This window comes from Nocardia sp. NPDC049526, from assembly GCF_044465765.1.
Lineage (GTDB): Bacteria > Actinomycetota > Actinomycetes > Mycobacteriales > Mycobacteriaceae > Nocardia.
This window is the reverse complement of record NZ_JBITMA010000007.1, coordinates 462,420-482,938: the sequence shown is the minus strand read 5'-3', so window position 1 is coordinate 482,938 and position 20,519 is coordinate 462,420. Positions and strand designations below refer to the sequence as shown.

The window sequence follows — 20,519 nt, the reverse complement described above, 5'->3', positions numbered from 1 at the left end:
CCTCAGACCGTCGTCGGCTCGGGAGCCGGGGTGCTGGCCCGGCGACCGAGCCGAACCGGCATCCGCTCATATCCGTGCAGCGTGAACAACTTTCGACGCTGCGGCGCCCCATCGAGTTGCAGGTCCGGGAAGCGCTCGAACAAGGATTGCAGCGCGTAGGTGGCTTCCATTCGGGCCAGGCTCGCACCGAGGCAGACGTGGATGCCGCTGCTGAATGTCAAGTGCTCCTTGGCATTCGAGCGGCCGACATCGAAGACATCCGGATCGGCGAAGACCGCGGGATCGCGGTTCGCGCCTGCCAGCGACAGCACCACGGTATTGCCCTTGCGCAGCCGCACACCCTCGAGTTCCAAGTCGGTCGATGCGATTCGCGCGGTCGTCTGCACCGGCGCATCGATGCGCAGCACCTCTTCGACCGCATTCGGCCAGAGATCCGGTTCGGCGCGCAATCGGTCCAATTGTTCGGGATGCCTGACCAATTGGGCGACGCCGTTGCCGATCAGGTTGACCGTGGTCTCGAAACCCGCGCCCATCAACAGGCTCGCGGTCGCCTTCAAGGCGAAATCGTCGAGTTCACCCGAGGTGACCAGAGTGCTGAGAATGTCGTCGCCCGGTTCGCGGCGCAGTCGCGCGATATGGCCGTCGAGGTAATCGTTCATCACCTCCATCGAACCGAGCGCACGCCGGAATGCCCGCCAGGAGATCCCGATATCGAGCAGCGGCGTCATCCGATCGCCCCAGTTCAGGAATAGCTTTCGGTCCTTTTCCGGGAAGCCGAGCATTTCCGAGATGATGGCGATCGGCACCTGCGCGGCATACGACGCGATCAGATCGGCCGAACCGCCCGAGGGCAACGCACCGAGCAGTTCCTCGGTGACCGTCTCGACCCGTTCCCGCAATCGGCCGATCGCTCGCGGGGTGAAGGCCGATGCGACCGGCTTGCGCATCTGCGTATGCTCCGGCGGGTTGATGACCAGCATGGACGGCGGCTCGACCGGATTGGGCGGCAAAGGAAGACGCTCGGCGAGCAATTGCAGCGGCTTCGGAATATTGAAGGTGTCGGTGGTGCGCACACCGAATCGGTTGTCCCGCAGCACGGCGCGGCACAGCTCGTGGTCGAAGCTCGCCCACGCGATCGCGGTGCGCTGCAGCCGCCCCTGTCCGCGCAGCCGCTCGATCAGTGGATAGGGATCGGCGAGACCATCCGGCCCGCCCATCAGTTGGGCGAACGGATCGCCGCGCCGCGCCTGGGTGCGCAGGGCCAACCGCGGCGCACCCTGCACCGATAACCACCGGAACCAATACTGCGGCTTCATCACTTCACCAACCCCATCGTTGCGCGACAATTCCACCGTACGGACTCCCCGGCCAGGGTGGAACGTCCCATGGTCGGACGCCGACCTGATACCAGGGTAGGAGCTCAGCCGCGCTGCGCGGTGACTCGCTCGGATTCGATGCGCCGCTCGCGCAGCGCCGGATCCGGATTGACCACCTGCACCAGCGAGGCCCCCGCCACCAGCACCGAGACGAACCCGTCGATCAGTTCGGCCGGGGTATCCCAGGAAGTGCTCGCCAGCACCCGGTCGCCCTCGGAAAACCCTTGTAGCACAGCGGATTTTCTGGCCTCGGCGAGCACCTCGGAGACCGGCATCCCGTCCAGCGCCACCCCGGCGCCGCGCGGCATGAACTGGTCGCCGTGCACCCGCACCGAGGTGGCGAAGTCGGTGATGCCGATCGGCAGATCGCGCACCGGCATGCCGAAGGCATCCAACGAGAGCGCGGCGACCTCCGGAATACCGTCGGTCTCGTCCAACCGTTCGGCAGTCGCCAGCGCCAGATCGGCATCCGGATCGGGCCCGAGCACTACCTCGGTCCCGGCCCACCAGCAACCGAGCAGCACCGCGGCGGTCTGCCAGTGCGCGGGCAGCAGCACCGCAACGCGCGCACCCGGGCTCAGCCCGAATTCGTCGCGGATCAGATTGGCGGTCTTGGCCGCCCAGTTCGCCAGGGTCAGCCCGGATAGTTCGATCCGGGCGCCAGTGGCGTCGTCGTAATAGGTGACGCGCGGACCGGCGGGGTCGCGCTCGAGGATGGGATCGAGCACCGCCTCGGTGAGTGTCAGCACCTGGTCGTGGTCACGCATCGGTCAATTCACGCATGGTCAATTCACGCATTTCGGTCCGTTCTGGCCTGCGTCGATCGGTGGAGCCGGCGGTACGGGCGTTGCGGTGCTCGACGTTCCGGAGAAGTCGAACATGCTGCCCGCGGTCGAGCCCGGACCAGAATAGTCGCTTGCCAGCACGACGCTGACCGAATCCGGGGACAACGTGCTGTCCGCGATGACCGTCAGCCCGCCGAGCGCCTTCGCGACCGCCTTGGCCTTCGGATTCGAGGCATCCATCGCGAGCACTCGACTGCTGGTGACGGTGGGCCCGGTGTAATTGCCGACCAATCCCTCCTGGAATCCCCTGGCCGTCAACGCCTGTGCCACCTGTCCCGCGAGCCCGCCGATCCCACTCGCATTGAACACACTGACGCTCACCGATGCCGGATCGATCGTCGGCTCAGCATGATCCTCCGACTTGCCGTCGACCAGCGACGCCACATACGACTGCACCGCTTTCGGATCCACTCGCACGACCGATTCACCATCGCTGGTCGTGTCGTTGAGATCGGCGACCGGAATCGTCTCGAAACCGACCTGACCGCCCGAAAGATCCTTCAGCTGTTGCAGAAACGCCAGCACGTCCCAATCGTCGTCCAGCACGACGGTGCGCCCGACGGCATCACTGAGATTCTGCAACTTGCCCGGATTGCTCAGCGTCTTGGCGCTGAGCACCTGGCCGACCAACCGCGCCATGAAAACCTGCTGGCGCACGATCCGGTCCAGATCGCCGCGCGGCAGATCGTGGCGCTGGCGCACGAAGCTCAAAGCCTGTGGGCCGTTGAGCTTCTGGCGACCCGCACGGAAGTCGGCGCCGGACATCCATTCGTCGACGGGATTGTTCAGGCAGACATCGACCCCGCCGACCGCATCGGTCAGCAGCACGAACCCGAGCAAACTGACCTCGGCGTAGTGGTCGACCGTGATGCCGGTGAGATTGGCCACTGTCTTGATCAGCGCCTGGCGCCCAGCCTGCGTGGACTGCTTGTCCGCGTCGGCCGCCGAGAGGCCATGGTTGATCAGCTCGCGGCGCTGTGCCTCTTTGGTCGCGCCGTACGCCGAGTTGATCTTGCTCTTGCCGATGCCCGGAATGTCGACATAGGAGTCGCGCGGAATGGAGATGGCGGTGGCGGAGCGGCCGTCGTTCGGGACGCGAACCAGCACGATGGTGTCGGTATTGGTGCCGACCTCATCGCCCGCGTGCAACATGGCACGCTCATTGCTGCTGAGCGGATTGCCGTGCGCGTCGGTGCGGCTGTCCACACCGACCAGCAGGATGTCGACCGCGCCGTCGCTGCCGCCGCCGAGCCCGAGGCCGCCGATGCGTTCGATATTCGAAATCAGCGAGTCGACGCTGTGCCAGGCGAATCCGGTGATGAGCAGGACCAGCACCGCCCCGACCGCGACGACCGCGCGTAGCGGACTCAGGCCGCTCCCGGCTGCGGGTAGTCGCGACGACGCTGTCGCCCTCATCTTCTGCGGCACCACTGCATCCTCTCGCCAAAAACCGAGCATCCTGCCGCGCTTGCCCGCGCGCTCCCAGCTGATGTACCGACCGCGCAGCGCCGGTTTCGTCGAACCGACGCGTAGCTGACTCGACTGCCCCGCCTCCGGTAGCCCCCGTCTTGCTTGCCCCGAGGCTAACCGACGGCTACCGCAGCGGACCACAACCGCAGGTGCCACGGCGTGCCAGACTCGTGCCCGTGACCGCGATATCGCCCTCATCGACCGTAGCCGCGCGCCTCGTCGTGACCGGAGCGGGTGGGCAGTTGGGACGCGAACTGTTGCGCCGCGCACCCGACGCCCACGCCTTCGGTCGCGACGAATTGGACATCACGGACGCGGCCGCCGTGCGCGCCGCACTCGAACCGGGTGATGTCCTGCTGAACTGCGCCGCCTACACCGCCGTCGACCAGGCCGAATCCGATCCCGAGGCCGCCTTCGCGGTCAATGCGAACGGACCGGCCGTACTCGCTGCCGCCTGTGCGGAGGTGGATGCCCGATTGATCCATGTTTCGACCGACTATGTGTTCGCAGGAACCCACGACAAGCCGTACGACACCGACGACCCGACCGAACCCGCCACCGTCTACGGCCGATCCAAGTTGGCAGGCGAACGGGCCGTGCTGGCAACCGCGCGGCACGCACATGTGGTGCGCACCGCGTGGGTATACACCGGGCACGGAAGCGATTTCGTCGCGACCATGCTGCGGCTGGAACGCGAACGCGACACCCTCGACGTGGTCGACGATCAGCTCGGCTCCCCGACCTATGCCGCCGATCTCGCCGACGGACTCCTGGAATTGGCGGGTCGGCCGGATGCGCCGCGAGTGCTGCACGCCACCAACTCCGGCCAGGTCAGCTGGTTCGAATTCGCGCGGGCGATATTCGCCGGAATCGGCGCTGATCCGACTCGGGTGCGCCCGTGTGACTCGACCGCATTTCCGAGACCCGCACGGCGCCCGGCATATTCGGTGTTGTCCAGCCGATCCTGGGCCGATGCCGGACTGACTCCGTTGCGGCGGTGGGAGGTCGCACTCGGGGACGCGCTGTCGGGGTTGTCACAGTAGGCTGCAGTGCCGTGAGGGAGCCACAGCGAGTGAACCATCAACACAGCGCGCAATCGCGCACCACGGAGCCGAGCGTCAGCGAGGCGCAATCGTGAGCGATTCCGGATCTGCTGCCCCCGGCGGCCTTGTCGTCGTCACGGTGACTTATTCACCCGGCGAGCACCTCGAGCACTTCATCACCACCCTGGCCGCTGCCACCAGCGAAAAACCACAGGTGATCTTGGCCGACAACGGTTCGGTGGACGGTGCGCCGGAGCTGGCTGCGGATGCCAACGCACACGTGCGGCTGCTGCGGACCGGCGGAAATATCGGATACGGCGGTGCGATCAACCGGGCGGTCGCGGAGATCGATCCGAGCGTCGAATTCATCGTCATCGCCAATCCGGATATCCGCTGGGGCACCGATTCCATCGACAAACTGCTTGCCGCCGCGAAGCGCTGGCCGCGGGCGGGCGCGCTCGGGCCGATGGTGCGCGAGCCCGACGGCAGCGTCTACCCGTCCGCACGCTCGGTGCCCGGCCTGCTCGACGGCGCCGGACACGCCATTCTCGGCACGATATGGCCGTCGAATCCGTGGACCCTGCGCTACCGCCAGGACAACGAGCAGATCTCCGAGCGGGCCGTCGGCTGGCTGTCCGGTTCGTGCCTGCTGGTCCGGCGCGCGGCCTTCGATTCGATCGACGGCTTCGACTCGCGCTACTTCATGTACATGGAGGACGTGGACTTCGGCGACCGGATGGGCAAGGCGGGTTGGCACAACGTCTTCGTGCCCGACGCCGAGGTCACCCACGCCAAGGGCCACGCGGCCGGACGCCATCCCGAGGTGATGCTCCCCGCGCACCACGCGAGCGCGTACCGATTCCAGGCCGATCGGCATCCGCACTGGTGGCAGGCACCGTTGCGGTTGGCGTTGCGGGCCGGACTTGCGATCCGTTCCCGAATTGCGGTTCGGTCTGCGCTGCGTCAACAGGCGCGGGAAGCCCAGAGCTAACGTCACAAGTTCGGCACACAACGGTGCCGAACCCGTGTCGCCGGATACTGAAACTGGTGTCTGTGGCGTTGACGCGCACCACCGAGCACACGATTCACCGTGAACAGGGAGCATGATGGCAGGAAATGCAGGCACCGACGCCGTGATTCTGGTCGGCGGCCAGGGCACGCGGTTACGTCCGCTCACCCTGTCGGCGCCCAAGCCGATGCTGCCGACGGCCGGACTGCCGTTCCTGACCCACCTGCTCGCTCGCATCGCGGACGCCGGAATCACCCACGTCGTGCTCGGCACCTCGTTCAAGGCGGAGGTCTTCGAGGAACACTTCGGTGACGGCGCCGACCTCGGCCTCGACCTCGAGTACGTCACCGAGACCGAACCGCTCGGCACGGGTGGCGGCATCCGCAATGTGCTGCCCAAGCTGCGCGCCGACAACATCATGGTGTTCAACGGCGACGTGCTCGGCGGCACCGATCTCGGTGCGATCCTGGACACCCACGAGTCCACGAACGCGGATGTGACCCTGCATCTGGTTCGGGTGAGCGACCCGCGCGCATTCGGCTGCGTGCCGACCGACGAGGACGGGCGGGTCACCGTCTTCCTGGAGAAGACGCAGGATCCGCCGACCGATCAGATCAACGCCGGTTGTTATGTCTTCCGGCGCGAATACATCGAGAAGATCCCGGCGGGGCGGCCGGTGTCGGTGGAGCGCGAGGTGTTCCCTGCACTGCTCGCCGAAGGCGCCCGAGTGCAAGGCCACGTCGACTCCTCCTACTGGCGCGATATGGGTACGCCGGAGGACTTCGTCCGCGGCTCGGCCGACCTGGTCCGCGGCATCGCCCCCTCCCCGGCCCTGCCCGGACAGCGTGGTGAATCTCTCGTCCACGAGGGTGCGGGCATCGCCCCGGGCGCGCTGCTGATCGGCGGCACCGTCGTCGGACGCGGCGCCGAAGTAGGCGCAGGTGCGCGCCTCGACGGCGCGGTGCTCTTCGACGGCGCCCGCATCGAAGCAGGCGCCACCGTGGAACGCTCCATCATCGGCTTCGGCGCCCGCATCGGCCCCCGCGCCCTCGTCCGCGACGCCGTCATCGGCGACGGCGCCAATGTCGGCGCCCGGTGCGAACTACTACGCGGCGCCCGCATCTGGCCCGGCGTCGACATCCCAGACGGCGGTATACGTTTCTCCACAGACGTGTAATAGAAAGGCGCACCAGGTATTCGGCGTGCGCGAGGTGAGCCGTGCGCTAGCTCGACCGGATGCATGGTGAACCATCCGCGGGCTCAACCGACCCGCGCCGCCAACCCTGGCTGTCCCTCGGTGGCCTCGAGGAGGTGCAGAGGGACTCAGCTGAAGCCGACGGCTTGTTCGCCCCAGGCGGTGTGCAGGTCGCGGTCCGGGTCGTCGACTACGCGGTCGATGTTGTCGATCAGAAGTGTGGTGCGGGTGCTGGGGCGGTAGGGGGGCCAGTGTTTGGAGCCGTCGATCGCGGCGGGAACCCCGTGGGTGGCGAAGGCGAGCCAGCGGCGTTGCATGCGACCGGAGACTTCCATGGCTACCTTGCGGCCGCCGAGCCAGAAGGTGGGATCGTGGTTCAGGGTGCCGAAATTGCCGAAGACATAAGGCAATTCGGTGGCGTGACCGGCGCCGACGCGGGCCGCCTTCAGCATAGGGGTGGCGTGGTCGAAGCGGTACATCCAGGTCGGTGAGTGCTGGGCGTGGCCGTCGGCGACCCAGTGGGCCGGCATGCGGAAGGCCGCGTCGGTGGACATGGCAAGCGCGCCACGGGTTTTCGCGAGATCCGGATAGGCCGAAGTGATTTCGGCGATGCGCTCGGGCGACATATCCGGATGATTGGCGGCCACATCGCGCAGCATGGCATTCACCGCATCCGGGGTCACCGGCATGATCGGCGATCGGAGGACGCGGAACAGCGAGGCCTCGTCCCTATTGGTGCCGATGATCAGCGGTACGCGATGCGAACGGCCCTGTTGGAAGCGGTCGATGGGATAGGTCGGGACCAGATAACCGTCGACGACGGGCGCGGCGGCCAGTCGGCCCGGCTCCTTCAACGGAATCTCGTCCAGCAGTACGCCCGCGGCGGTCACGATCCGGTCGATCGGGCACTCCAGCAATTCGCTTGCGCGGGAATACGGCAACTCGATCAGTTCCAGAAAGCGTTGGGCCACGGCGGCAGCCCGATCCTGTCCGAAAACCGTTGTCGCGGGCGGACTTTGCGCGATCGCCTGATGGAACAGACCGGCCGCCGGCGGTGCAGTCAGCAGTGCGGTTACGCATCCGGCGCCGGACGATTCACCGAATAGCGTCACGTTGCCCGGATCACCGCCGAATGCGGCGATATTGTCGCGAACCCACCCGAGTGCGGCGATCTGGTCGTGCAGACCGAGATTCGGCGTGAAATCGTCGGAGAGCGAGGACAAGTCGAGGAAGCCGAGGGCACCGAGGCGGTAATTGACCGTCACCACGACCACGTCACCGGCTTCGGCCAACTTGCGACCGTCGTAGATCTCCTGGGCTGCGGTGCCGAGGCAGTATGCGCCGCCGTGCAACCAGACCATGACCGGGCGCGGCGCACCGGTGTCAGCGGAACTACGCGGTGACCACACATTGAGCCACAGACAGTCCTCCCCCATCCGCAGGTCGGAGTCGACCGGGACCATATTGCCCATTGTCTGCGGGGCGATCTCGCCGAAGGTCGTGCACTCGCGGATTCCATCCCACGGCTGCGGCGGCTGTGGCGGCCGGAACCGGTTCGGACCGGACGGCGCGGATGCGTACGGAATGCTGCGCCACACCGCGACCGGTCCGTCCCAGCGTCCACTCACGCGGCCCCAGGTCGTCTGGGCGACCGGCTCGGTGTCGCCGACCTCGAAGCCAGGTTCGATATCGAACTGCGTGGTCATCTTCCACACCTCCTGCCTACGCCCCGGGCAGGTGCGCTGCGAGTTTGCTCCGGCCGGGTCCAAGCACCTAGCGATCTCTTATTCGAGAGTACGTCCAGTTGGACAGTGGATAGGTGGGACGCACCTCTCACCTTTGGCGCTACGCTGGGCCGATGCCGAGTTATAGCTTCCGGTGCCGCAGCTGCGGCGACACTTTCGAGATCAACCGTCCGATGGCGGAGGCGTCGAATCCGGCGGCCTGCCCGAACGGCCACGATGACACGGTCAAGCTGCTGACCACATTTGCCACGGTCAGCAGGGGTGGTGGCGGTGCCGCGTCACCCGCGCCCGCGCCGCGGCCCGCCGGTGGCGGGTGCTGCGGTGGCGGCTGCTGCTCGTGAATCCGGCGTAGTGCTCGGCGTGGTCGATATCACGCTGAGTCGGGTCGGTCTCGCTTGTCCACGTGGCCGAGGTCACGGTCCGGTGCGACGCGGTCACGCACGCGCTGCTTGAGTACAGCGATATCCGGGAATCCGCCGTCCGCTTTGCGCTCCCATATCTGGTCGCCGTCGATGGTGATGCGGAAGACGCCGCCCGTGCCGGGGATCAGCGCCACCTCGCCGAGTTCGGTGGCGAAGGTGCTCAGCAATTCCTGTGCCATCCAGCTCGCGCGCAGCAACCAGCGGCACTGCGTGCAGTATTCGATCGCGACACGTGGCATGGGTGGCACGCTACCCGTCACGGTTCGATGATGCCGTCGAGGTAGCACCAGGCGCCGTCCACACGGGTGAATGTGCTGACCTCGTGCAGAGATCCACGTCGGCCCTCGGCCCTGTAGTGGGCGATGAATTCCACAGTGCCGGTGTCGTCGAACGGTCCGCCGCGCTCGGTGCGCACGATCTCCAAGAACAGCCAGCGCTGGTCCGGATCCAGGTCGAGCGTCTTCGGTCGGGTGCGCGGATGCCAGGACCGCAGCAGGTATTCGGTATCGCCGACCGCGAATGCGGTGTAGCGCGAACGCATCAGCGCCTCCGCCGTCGCCGCGGACCGCTCCCCCGCCAGCACCGGTCCACAGCAGGCGCCGAACGGCTCCCCACGCTTACAGGGGCACGGCTGTGAATCGCCCATGACTCCAAATCTTGCTCGCCCTGCGGATCACTGCGTGCTCCGGGGCCCGGATCAAGATCAGGTGGCACTGGTGGAGGGGGCTACTCGGGCGATGCCCGCGCAGATTCCACCTGATCTTGATCCATACGTTCGAGAGCGCTCAGGGCGAATGGATTTCGTTTAGATTGGCGTGTCGCGCGGAGTGTCGCGTAGAGGTGCACTGGCATCGGCGATCCGGCGATTCGGGGGCGACGAATTACGGTGTGGGTAAGCGGGAGTGTCGACACCGAATAAAGGAGCCCGCCATGGGACTGCTGAATGTGTTGAACATGTTGGGTACCGGTTCCGCCATTGCCTCGGAGGGCCTTTCGCTGCTGGCCGGTGTCATCGGACTGTTCAGTCAGTCCTGACCTCTCGATCGATCCAACGGGTGGCGGCTGTGGCGAGTGCGGTTGCGATGGCCGCGGTCTGCTCGCGCCAGCGGCGTAATTCGGTGACGCTCGGGGCGAGTTCGTAATCGTGGTGGTGGGCGGCGCGGGACAGGGCTGCCCATACCGTTGCGACCTGTGCGGCGGTGGCGTCGCCCGCGAATACGCGCAGGGCGAGCAGTTGGGCGCGCATCGGGCAGCGCGCCAATTCCGGTGCCACCTGCAACCACAACTCGTCGACGGATTGCTCGAGCGCGAGCCGCAGAATCCACACGGTCGCCCGCGACCACAGCCCATCGGCATCGGTCACCGACCCTTCGAGCAGCCGATCCACCGCATCGAACCGCTCGGCCACCGTCGGCCGCGGCGGATGCGGTTTCCCCGCCACCCCCTGCTTGCGCGCGCCCCCTCGCCGGCCCGCCCCACCCACCTTCCGCTGCCGAGCCCCCTCACCTCGGCGAGTCGTACCGCCCTGCCGAGCCGCGGCGCTCTTCCCAGCCGATTCGTCCGGCACCCCGACTTGCCTACCCGCCCAACCCTTTCCTCCCTGCCCGACCGGCTTCCCCTGCGAGCCGCCATCCCCCTTTCGACCGGCACCGTCTCGTCGCCCCTCGAAACGGTGCAAACCCGCGCCACCCGATGGATCACTATCTCGCACCCGACGGTCGTCCGCGTCGCCCGACGTGCCCGCGTCATCACGCGACGCGCTCACCGCCACCCCCGAGCTATCGACGCGCAGCCCCAGTTCATCGTCGTAGCCAGCCGACGAACTTCTCGGTGTCCGCGATCAGGTCGCGCATGCTGCGGCCGATGGGTACGTGGGCTCCCGCGGTGGCGTCGCGTAAGGCGTCGACGACCCATTTGCCTTCCCGGGCGAGGTGTTTGTTCAGGTCGTCTACTCGGCCGCCGATACCCATTACCGCGAGCGCGACCATTGCGCGAGTTGTTTGTGCGCCTTCGATATGGCGTTCGACGTCGCGGTGGTCCATGCCGTCGGCGAGCAGATTGCGCCTGGCTCTGGCCAGGCTGGCCGCTTCCACGGCGGAGCGGCAACAGGTGGCCACCAGTTCGTCGGCGATCGCCGGGGGGAGTTGGGGGGTGCGGACCAGGGAGCGGGCGTCGTCGAGGTAGCGGCGGATAGGGTCGCTGGATACCCGTACTTCCACTACCGAGCGTTCGCGGCGCTGCACTTCGAGCACGCTGGCGTCCAGTTGCATGCGCCGCACCGCCTCGGCCAGTCGCTCGTCATGGGTGAAGACGATGACCTGCCGCGTCCACGCCATGACCTCGAGCACCCTGGCCAGTCCGTCCACCTTGGCCGGATCCATGGCCTGTACCGGGTCATCGATCATGACGAAGCGAAAAGGACTGTCCTCCACCGTCGCTCGCGGCAGGAACAGCGAAAGTCCGAGGGCGTGCAGCTCGCCTTGACTCATCACGCCGAGCGCGGCGCCGTCCACCTCGTCGACGGTGACATCGAGCAGCACCCGACGCGCGGTTCCGGCGTTGCCCTGCAACCGAATCGCACCGAGTTCGACATTGCTCTGCTGACGCAGTGTGCGCCAGACCCAGCGCGCCGTGGTCTCCAACGGCGCCATCCGCTCCCCGCGCAATCCGGCCGTCGCGGATTTGAGCCAATCCTCGGCGCGCTTGAGTGTGCGCAGCTCGCTGCCGTTCGCGACGACGGCACGGGCCCCTTCGAGCCAACTGCTGATGCGCGGCACCAGCGGGGCCCACACCTCGTCGAGGCGGTTGAGTTCCTTCCGGGTGCCCTGTTGCAGCAACTCGAGTTCGTCGACCAGGCGCGTGTGCGCACCGCGTAGTCGATCGGGCAGGTCAGGTGAATAATCGGCGCCGGTCAGCGCCGCCCAATCCGTCCAGGCGCGACGCACGGCGGTGGTGTCGACGGTGGGCGGATTGCGCGGATCGAAATCGAGTTCCGGGGGGATATGTTCCGGGAGTGCGCGGGCGTCGCGGACGGCCTGTCGCAGTGCGGCCCGCGCGGTCGCGAGTGCGTCGACTCGGGAGGTCAGCTCGGCAATCGAGGCGTCCGCACCGCGCAACCACGTCGCGTCCAATTCCCCTCGCCCACAGACCGGACACGCACATTCCCCGCTGGCACCGACATGATCGCGCGCCCGCCGCAGCAATTCCAGCACCCGTAGATCGGCCTCGGCATCGGCGGTCGAATCGCGCGCGAGCACCGTGCGGCATTCTTCGAGGCGAGCGGCGATCGCTTCTACTTCGGCACCCGACGGCAAGATCAGCCGCACGATTGCCCGCAGCCCATCCGGCCCGACCGGATTCTCGGCCGTGCCGAGTATTTCGCGACCGATGGCCCTGAGATCGGGGCGGTCCGGCCGCAGTAGCGTCGCCATCCGTACCGCACGGTCGTCGGCCACCGTACCGAGCGCGGTCACCAGTTCGATGCGTTCCTGGCGCGAATCCCGCACGGCGCGTTCGAGTTCCAGTCGGCGGGTGCGAATCCGCTCCTGGGCCACGGTCAGTTCGTCGAGGCCGAGCAGCCGGTGTAGCGCGTCGAACAGATCGCTCGGTTTGCCGTCGACGAGTGCGCCGAGTTCGCTGTAGGACAGAAAGGGGCGATACAGCTCCAGCAGACCGGCCCAGCGGTTGCCGTCGAAATCCGTTGACGCGGTGCCGGATCGCTGTTCGGTCCAGTGCGCCTGTCCCAGATCCGCCTGCGGTGACCACTCTTTGGCGATGGTCAGCTCGGGATCGGCTCCGGTGGTGAGTAATTCGAGTTCGATGCGCGCCGAGCCGCCGTCGTGCAGATTCCGCCAGCCCTCGCGCCATGCCGCCGACCGGCCGTCCCAGCGGCGATTACTACCGGTGAGCACCAGTTCTGCGGCCTCGGCGAAGCTCGACTTACCACTTCCGTTGCGGCCCACCACCAATGTGAGACCGGGACCCGGCGGCAGCTGCAGTGTCGCCTCGGGGCCGATACCGCGGAAGCCGCGCACCCGGATCGCACGCAGGAAGATGCCGGAGCCGTCGAATTCGGTTGTCAGATCATCGGACTCGCCGCCGCCGAGGGCGCGGAGCACGGTGTGCGCGACATCGGGGGTGACCGCGGGATCGGCCGCGAGCCGTCGGGATACCACTTCGGTCAGGCGCGGCACCGTCGCAGTATCGGTTCCGGGATCTGTACGCATGCGTAACCCCCTAGACCACGAACCGCGGCACGTCCTCCAACCCCGCACGGGTATCACCGTTGAAAGCTGAGCGAAACGCTACCCGATGGCGTCGAATTCGCCCACAGCGGTGCCGTCGCGCGGTCGGAAGGGGAATGCGAATCTGCCCGCGGGGATGGTATGGCCATCGAACAGGCTGGGCCCCGCTCGATGTCCACCCCTCGCCAACCCCGGCGGGCAGCTCGATGGTGTGTCACCCGATTTGGGTGGCCCGGTCGGAGCCGAACAGGACAGAATGCCAGAATCGGACAACCAGCGCAAGGCGATTTTTCTGCCGAATCTGTCGTGCGCGCAGCGTATTCCAGAAAAATACCCGCTCACCACCTAACTTGTCGGTGGGCTGCGGTAGAAATTCGGCAACCGAGTAACGGGGGAAGACATGACATACAGTCGATCCGGGGCCGCCGGATGAACCAGGCGGGAGCCATACATATGACCGCGCCGTGGACCGAGGAACAGGTCAGCGCGCTCGCACCCGATGCGAGCTCGCTATCCGCCGCGCGCAAGCTCACCGGGCGCTGGCGCGGCACCGGACGGTCGGACACCGCGCTGTGGGGCCAGTGTCAGGGCAGCGGCGCCAAGCCGTATCAGACAGTCGTGGATCTGGCGGGTCCGGCGTACAAGTGCTCGTGTCCGAGCCGCAAGTTCCCGTGCAAGCACGCATTGTCGCTCTTGCTCGCCTGGTCGGGCGGCGCGGTCGCCGAAGCCGCGATCGCGGACTTCGCGGCGGAATGGATCAACGCCCGCGCGGTCCGCGCGGCCGAGCCCGCCACCGACCCGCAGGTCCGCACGGCAAATCCGGCGACTGCCGAACAGCGGCGGATGCGGGTGACGGCTGGTCTGGAGGAACTCGATATCTGGCTCGGCGATCAGGTGCGCACCGGGCTGGCCCAGACCGACCGCTCGTTTCGTGCTTTCGAGTCGATCGCGGCCCGGATGGTCGACGCGCAGGCCCCCGGCGTCGCCGCCGCGTTGCGCCAGCTGCCGACCACCGTGGTGACCAGGGCGGACTGGCCAGATGTCGTACTCGCCGAATACGCGAGGCTGCATCTGCTGATCGCCGCGCACCGCCGGCTCGACGAATTGTCACCGGAGCTGCGGGCCGGCGTCCGCACCCATATCGGCTATCCGACATCCGCCGAATCCGTGCGCGCCGAACCCGCGGTCCGGGATCAGTGGCAGGTACTCGGCATTCGAACCAGCGAGGAGGAGCGGCTCTACACGCGCCGAACGTGGTTGTACGGCAGGCAGACTCGACGCTGGGCGCTGCTGCTCGAGCACTCCTTCGGCGCGCCGAGCTTCTCGGCGGAGGTGCCGCTGCCCGGCATGATGGCCGAAGCGGATCTGCACTATTACCCGGGTGGCGCGCCGCTGCGGGCGCTCTGGGGCGAACGGCACGGTGCGACCGAACCGTTCACCACGCTGCCGGTTGCCGACGGGACGATCGCCGCCGCATTGACCGAGCATGCCGAGGCACTCGCGGGCGATCCATGGTTGCGATTCCGACCGCTGCTGCTCACCGATGTCGTGCCGGTGTGTATCGAAAATGACTGGTACATAGCCGAATCCGACGGTACTGCGCTACCCGTTGCGGCTACCGAGCAGCCGTGGCGACTGCTCGGGGTGTCCGGTGGGCATCCGGTGACGCTGGCCGCCGAATGGGGTGTGGCCGGATTGGTGCCGATCTCGGTATTCACCGCGGGTGAGGTCGTCGATGTCGACAGTGCGGAGTTCGGCACGCGTGCGACGTCGAACGCGCCTGCCGCGCCGGTGTCGGAGGAGCTGACCTCGGTGGCGCTGCTCGGCACGGCCCGCAGGGCAGCGGATCCCGCGCGGCTCGAGGCTCCGATTGCCGCCGCGGCGAGCCGGTTGCGCACCGATCCGGCATTTGTCCTTCTCGAATCTGCCGCGCTGCGTGGCGCTTTCGCGCGTGGTGGCGTATCCGTCAGCGCGGCGACCAAGCCCGAACCCGCCGTGGATGACGCGCGGCGACTCCTGCCCCGCGCCGCGGCGTCCCGACTCGCCCGCCTGTTGCGGGATCGGTCCCCCTTCCTGCCCGAATGGTTCGCGGCCGCAGTCCCGTTCGACTATCGCGCCCCGGATGCACTGTGCGCGCTACTGCTCGAGCAGGCGAAGGCGAATACCGAACTGCGCGAGCCGCTATTGCGGCTGGCCGGAACCCGCGGCCGCTGGCTGACCGACCAGCATCCGGACTGGCGCGACCTGGTGCGGCAAGGTCCTTTCGCTGCGCCGACCGAGCTGAGCTGGGAGTTCGGCCGACCGCCCGAGCGCCGCGAATGGCTCGCCGAACTGCGCCGCCGAGATGCAAAAGCCGCACGTGCAGCGCTGACCGCGTCGTGGCCGAAAGAATCCGGCCCGCTGAAGGCCGAACTCTTGGCCATCCTCGCCGATGGGATTTCGGCCGATGACGAACCGCTGCTCGAAACCGCGTTGGACGATCGACGATCGGATGTCCGGCGAGTCGCGGCCGGACTGCTGCCGCTGCTATCGGATTCGGCATTCACACAGCGCATGACCCGGCGCGCGAGCGCATGGGTCACGGTCGAACATCTGCTGCCGCATCCGAATCTGGTGGTCCGCATTCCGGAGGAGCTCGACGATGCCGATCGCAGGGACGGCATCAACGACCGGACGGTGGAGTTCACCTATCGCTGGGACGGCGCACCGGACCTGCGTGCGGGTCGGCTGCGGCAACTCGTCGCGGCGACACCGCTGAGGCACTGGGAGTCCGAACGCGGCGCACCGGATAAGGCCACCCGAGCCGAGATCAGTGACCGGTTCCGGCAGCCGCTGTTCGACGGTTGGGTGGATGCCGCACTGGCCCAACATGATTCGGCCTGGGCGCGGGCGCTGTTCGATGCCGGGGTGCCGACCGATCTGGCCATGCTGCGGCGCCGCGAATTGTTCGCGCTGCTGCCGCTGTCCGATCGCACCCGGCATCTGCTGCAATTGGACGGCGCGTGGCTCTCGGAGCTCGAGGCGCTGCTGCCCGCCATGGGCCATCCGTGGCCGGAACCCCTTGCCCAACACCTGATTCTGTTGTTGTTCGAACGCGCACGTGCTGCCGCCAAACGCCCCGAAGCACATGGCACCGGCCCGAGCGCGCATCGGTCGCTGCTGTCCGCGGCGGCCGTGCACCTGCCTGTCACGGCGGCGCGGACGGCCACCGCGGTGGCGCGCCGATGCACCGATCCCAATTGGGAGCGAGCCTTCGATCAGCTCGCCCATGACCTCAATCACCGCTCGATGATGCTCGAGGAGTTGCAGTGACCACTACCCATTCGAAGCCGGAGCTGTTGCGTCCGCATGCCGAACAGGCCTATGCCGAGGAACTGCGGGCACTGGCGGCGATCGACGATCGGCCGCGGCCGCCGTCGTGGCAAATGTCGCCGTGGGCGGTGGTCACCTATCTGCTCGGTGGCACGCTCGACGACGGCACCGTGATCAGCCCCAAGTACGTCGGGCCACGACGGCTCATGGAGGTGGCGGTCGCGACGCTGGCGACCGATCGGGCGCTGCTGCTGCTCGGCGTGCCCGGCACCGCGAAAACCTGGGTATCGGAACATCTTTCGGCCGCGATCAGCGGTGAATCGACGCTGCTGGTACAGGGCACCTCGGGTACCGCCGAAGAGGCGATCCGCTACGGCTGGAACTATGCGCGGCTGCTCGCGGAGGGGCCGAGCGAGGGTGCGCTGGTGCCGTCGCCGGTCATGACCGCGATGCGTCGCGGCGCCATCGCCCGGATCGAGGAACTCACCCGCATTCCGTCCGATGTGCAGGACGCGCTGATCACCGTGCTGTCCGAAAAGACCCTGCCGGTACCGGAGCTCGGGATGGAGGTGCAGGCCGCCAAGGGTTTCAATGTCATTGCCACCGCCAATGACCGCGACCGTGGCGTCAACGATCTGTCCTCTGCTCTGCGTCGCCGCTTCAATACCGTTGTGCTGCCGCTGCCCGCCAGTGAGGACGAGGAGGTCGCCATCGTGACCCGCCGCGTCGAACAACTCGGCTCCGCGCTCGAACTTCCGGCGGTCCCCGCCGCGGCCGAGGAAGTACGGCGGGTCGTGCGCGTCTTCCGCGAGCTGCGTTCCGGCATGACCTCCGACGGCCGTACCAAACTCAAGACGCCGTCCGGCACCCTGTCCACCGCCGAAGCAATCTCGGTGATCACCAATGGCATAGCCCTGTCGGCACACTTCGGCGACGGCACCCTGCGCGCGTCCGATATCGCAGGCGCGGTCCTCGGCTCGGTCATCAAGGATCCGGTGGCCGACGCCGTCATCTGGACCGAGTATCTGGAAGCCGTGGTGCGCGAACGCCCCGAATGGTCCGACTTCTACCGCGCTTGCCGCGAGGTCCACGGATGAGGCGGCGCCGCCGACTGATCCGACCACACCGCATGTTCAACCGGAGGTGACACGGTGAGCAAGACGAACACGGCCGACAGACATCTGGATGACCGGCAGAACGCCGCCTCGACTGGTCCGGTGACCCGCGTTTTCGGCATCCGCCACCACGGCCCGGGTTCGGCCAAATCCCTGCGAACCGCGCTCGAGCAGTTTCGCCCCGACGCGATCCTGATCGAGGGCCCGGCCGATGCCGACCCCTTGGTCGGATACGTTGCGGCCGAGGGAATGTCGCCGCCCGTGGCACTGCTGGCCTATATCCCGGATCAACCAGCCAAGGCCGCGTTCTGGCCGTACGCGGTGTTCTCCCCGGAATGGCAAGCACTGCGTTATGCGGCTGAACACGCAGTGCCGGTACGGTTCTGCGATCTGCCCGCGACCGCCGTCCTGGCTGCCGAAGACGAGCCGGGCGATCGCATCGACCCACTCGCCGAATTGGCCGCGGCCGCCGGCTACGACGATGCCGAGCGCTGGTGGGACGCGGTGGTCGAATCCGTCGCCGACGCCGACGCTTTCGAAGCGATCACCGAGGCGATGGGGGCGCTGCGAGAAGCCGCTGAGCAAGGCCTGTTCGCAATCGGAACTGCCACGGGCACAACCGAAGACGTTTCGCCCGGAGATAAGCCGGACGGGGTGCGCGACATCTCGGCGAGCGGTCACTCAGCCGCAGGTGGCGCCAACGGCGTAGGCCTCGACCCTGACGACGAGTCCAGTCCCGCCGGTCACAACGGGTCGGCCGACGACGCATCGCCGACCGATAACACCGCCGACGAAGCAGCCGAGATCGGCACCGACAGCGCACACACAGAGCCCGCCGGTGACCGACGCCCTACCGCCCTCCCGACATCCAACGGCATACCGGGACCTGCCGCACACCGGTCGGCGAGCGAAGACTCGCCGACCGGTGACTCCGTCGGCGAAGCGATCGGGCTAGAAGACGTTGAGCGCCAGCCCATCGACATCGACGCGCACACCTTGCGGCGTGAGGCGTATATGCGGCAGACGATGCGCAAGGCGTTGAAGGACGGGGCGCAGCGGCTTGCGGTGGTGTGTGGGGCGTGGCATGCGCCGGCGTTGGCGGGAAAGTTGGGGCCGGCGACGGCGGATACCAAATTGCTCAAAGGGCTGCCGAAGGTGAAGGCGACGGTGACATGGGTGCCGTGGACACATTCCCGGCTGGCGACGACCTCCGGATACGGCGCCGGAATCACCTCGCCGGGCTGGTATCACCACCTGTTCACCGAGACCGAGCAGCCGATCGCGCGCTGGCTGACCAAGGTGGCGGGGGTGTTGCGCGCACACGATCTGCCGGTCTCCAGTGCGCACATCATCGAATCCGTCCGGCTCGCCGACACGCTCGCGGTGCTACGGTCTCGGCCGCTGGCCGGACTGTCGGAGGTCACCGAGGCGGTGCGGTCGGTGATGTGCGCGGGCGATGAGACGATGCTGCGGCTCGTCGCGTCCGAACTGGTGGTCGGCGAGGCACTCGGCGCAGTACCCGATGGCACGCCGACCGTGCCGCTGGATGCCGATCTGCGTGCCCGGATCCGCACGCTGCGGCTCAGGCAGGAAGCCCTGTCCCGCAATCTCGATCTCGATCTGCGCAAGGAGCGCGAGGTCGAACGCTCGCGACTGCTGCACCGGCTGCGGGTACTCGGAATCGACTGGGGCACACCGACAACCGGCGAGGTGCGCAGCACCGGCACCTTTCGCGAATCCTGGACGCTGCGGTGGCGACCGGAATTCGCCGTCTCGATCATCGAGGCCTCGCGCTGGGGCACCACTATCCGCACCGCGGCGGAAGCCAAAATCCTCGACACCGCGGGCCGCGAGGGCAGCACCGTCGGCGATCTCACCGCCGCACTCGAGGTCGCGCTGCTCGCCGATCTCGGCGACGCCACCAACGGCCTGATCACCCGCCTGGAATCGGCCGCGGCACTCGACCACGACGTAACCCACCTGCTCGCCGCCCTCCCCGGCCTGACCCGCACGCTGCGCTACGGCGACGTCCGCGGCACCGATACCGAAGCCCTCGCCCACGTCGCGGACGGCCTGCTCGTGCGGATCTGCGCCGGCCTGCCCAGCGCGGTCACCGGCCTGGATACCGACGCCGCCGAACAACTCCGCACCCACCTCGACGCCGCGCACACCGCCATCCACACCCGCGACAACGACTGGGCCACCGGCGAATGGCTCGCCGCCCTGCACCGCCTCGCCGACCGTGACGATGTGCACGGCGCCCTGGTCGGTCGCGCCGTCCGACTACTCGCCGATGCCGGACGCATCGACGAATCCGATTCCGCACGTAGACTTTCCGCCGCGCTCTCGATCGGCAATACCGCCGCCGCCAAGGCCGCCTGGATCGACGGCTTCCTCGGAGGTCGCGGGCTGCTGCTGGTCCACGACCGAGAGTTGTTGCGGCTCATCGACGATTGGCTCCGCAGTCTCGGCGACGATATGTTCGTCGAAATCCTGCCGCTGCTGCGCCGTACCTTCGGCGCATTCGAATCCGGCGAGCGCCGCGCCATCGGCCAAGCCGTCCGCGACGGCGGCTCCGGCACATCACGCACCGGCGCGGACGTGACGTTCGATATCGAACGAGGACTCGTCGCCATGCGCACGGTCGCGGACATCTTGGGGGTGCCGGTTTGAGCCCGCGCAACCCACACCAGTTCAGCTCGCCGCAACGCACATCGACGACGGGACGGCCCTCGATGCCGAG

At 67.5% G+C, this 20,519-nt stretch carries 15 protein-coding genes; 7 read left to right on the top strand and 8 right to left on the bottom strand.

The window, feature by feature from the left end; translation table 11 throughout:
- Nucleotides 1–2: 2 nt before the first annotated feature.
- The 3 genes from ACIBW7_RS24245 to ACIBW7_RS24235 all read right to left on the bottom strand — a co-directional run bounded on the left by ACIBW7_RS24245 (nt 3) and on the right by ACIBW7_RS24235 (nt 3,637).
- Complete coding sequence (locus ACIBW7_RS24245; protein WP_397049857.1) at nt 3–1,316, bottom strand: cytochrome P450; 1,314 nt, start codon at nt 1,314–1,316, stop codon at nt 3–5.
- A gap of 104 nt (nt 1,317–1,420) precedes the next feature.
- Nucleotides 1,421–2,143, bottom strand: a complete 723-nt coding sequence (locus ACIBW7_RS24240; protein ID WP_397049852.1) for a TIGR03089 family protein — start codon at nt 2,141–2,143, stop codon at nt 1,421–1,423.
- Between the two features lie 18 nt (nt 2,144–2,161).
- Complete coding sequence (locus ACIBW7_RS24235; protein ID WP_397049993.1) at nt 2,162–3,637, bottom strand: LCP family protein; 1,476 nt, start codon at nt 3,635–3,637, stop codon at nt 2,162–2,164.
- Nucleotides 3,638–3,867: 230 nt separating this feature from the next.
- Between ACIBW7_RS24235 and rfbD the strand changes: the two genes are divergently transcribed.
- The 3 genes from rfbD (at nt 3,868) to ACIBW7_RS24220 (ending at nt 6,920) form a co-directional block, all read left to right on the top strand.
- Nucleotides 3,868–4,734, top strand: a complete 867-nt coding sequence (gene rfbD, locus ACIBW7_RS24230; RefSeq protein WP_397049850.1) for a dTDP-4-dehydrorhamnose reductase — start codon at nt 3,868–3,870, stop codon at nt 4,732–4,734.
- Between the two features lie 91 nt (nt 4,735–4,825).
- On the top strand, nt 4,826–5,725 hold the full coding sequence (locus tag ACIBW7_RS24225) for a glycosyltransferase family 2 protein (protein ID WP_397049848.1): 900 nt from the start codon (nt 4,826–4,828) through the stop codon (nt 5,723–5,725).
- A 115-nt stretch (nt 5,726–5,840) separates the two neighbouring features.
- On the top strand, nt 5,841–6,920 hold the full coding sequence (locus ACIBW7_RS24220) for a sugar phosphate nucleotidyltransferase (protein WP_397049845.1): 1,080 nt from the start codon (nt 5,841–5,843) through the stop codon (nt 6,918–6,920).
- 146 nt (nt 6,921–7,066) lie between these two features.
- On the opposite strand, the gene ACIBW7_RS24215 is transcribed toward ACIBW7_RS24220, so the two are convergent.
- The gene (locus ACIBW7_RS24215) at nt 7,067–8,644 is read right to left on the bottom strand and encodes a carboxylesterase/lipase family protein (protein WP_397049843.1); all 1,578 of its coding nucleotides are present in this window, start codon (nt 8,642–8,644) and stop codon (nt 7,067–7,069) included.
- 152 nt (nt 8,645–8,796) lie between these two features.
- On the opposite strand from ACIBW7_RS24215, the gene ACIBW7_RS24210 reads away from it, so the two are divergent.
- Nucleotides 8,797–9,024, top strand: coding sequence for a zinc ribbon domain-containing protein (locus tag ACIBW7_RS24210; RefSeq protein ID WP_397049841.1), 228 nt, complete (start codon nt 8,797–8,799; stop codon nt 9,022–9,024).
- A 29-nt stretch (nt 9,025–9,053) separates the two neighbouring features.
- Here ACIBW7_RS24210 and ACIBW7_RS24205 read toward each other — a convergent pair whose 3' ends face one another.
- The 4 genes from ACIBW7_RS24205 to ACIBW7_RS24190 form a co-directional block, all read right to left on the bottom strand.
- Nucleotides 9,054–9,344 carry a SelT/SelW/SelH family protein gene (locus ACIBW7_RS24205; protein ID WP_397049839.1) on the bottom strand — a complete coding sequence of 97 codons (291 nt, stop codon included), beginning with the start codon at nt 9,342–9,344 and terminating at the stop codon, nt 9,054–9,056.
- A gap of 17 nt (nt 9,345–9,361) precedes the next feature.
- On the bottom strand, nt 9,362–9,751 hold the full coding sequence (locus ACIBW7_RS24200; protein ID WP_397049837.1) for a YchJ family protein: 390 nt from the start codon (nt 9,749–9,751) through the stop codon (nt 9,362–9,364).
- 375 nt (nt 9,752–10,126) lie between these two features.
- Entirely contained in the window at nt 10,127–10,546 is a 420-nt protein-coding gene (locus ACIBW7_RS24195) for a hypothetical protein (protein WP_397049834.1), read from the bottom strand.
- 358 nt (nt 10,547–10,904) lie between these two features.
- Nucleotides 10,905–13,331 carry an AAA family ATPase gene (locus ACIBW7_RS24190; protein WP_397049832.1) on the bottom strand — a complete coding sequence of 809 codons (2,427 nt, stop codon included), beginning with the start codon at nt 13,329–13,331 and terminating at the stop codon, nt 10,905–10,907.
- Nucleotides 13,332–13,802: 471 nt separating this feature from the next.
- On the opposite strand from ACIBW7_RS24190, the gene ACIBW7_RS24185 reads away from it, so the two are divergent.
- Genes ACIBW7_RS24185 through ACIBW7_RS24175 form a run of 3 tightly spaced genes read left to right on the top strand, consistent with a single transcriptional unit; the run spans nt 13,803 to nt 20,449 of the window.
- Nucleotides 13,803–16,661, top strand: coding sequence for a DUF5691 domain-containing protein (locus tag ACIBW7_RS24185; RefSeq protein ID WP_397049830.1), 2,859 nt, complete (start codon nt 13,803–13,805; stop codon nt 16,659–16,661).
- Entirely contained in the window at nt 16,658–17,758 is a 1,101-nt protein-coding gene (locus ACIBW7_RS24180) for an AAA family ATPase (RefSeq protein ID WP_397049828.1), read from the top strand. The genes ACIBW7_RS24185 and ACIBW7_RS24180 overlap by 4 nt, the downstream gene beginning before the upstream one ends.
- A gap of 54 nt (nt 17,759–17,812) precedes the next feature.
- Nucleotides 17,813–20,449 carry a DUF5682 family protein gene (locus ACIBW7_RS24175; protein ID WP_397049825.1) on the top strand — a complete coding sequence of 879 codons (2,637 nt, stop codon included), beginning with the start codon at nt 17,813–17,815 and terminating at the stop codon, nt 20,447–20,449.
- The last annotated feature ends 70 nt before the right edge of the window (nt 20,450–20,519 follow it).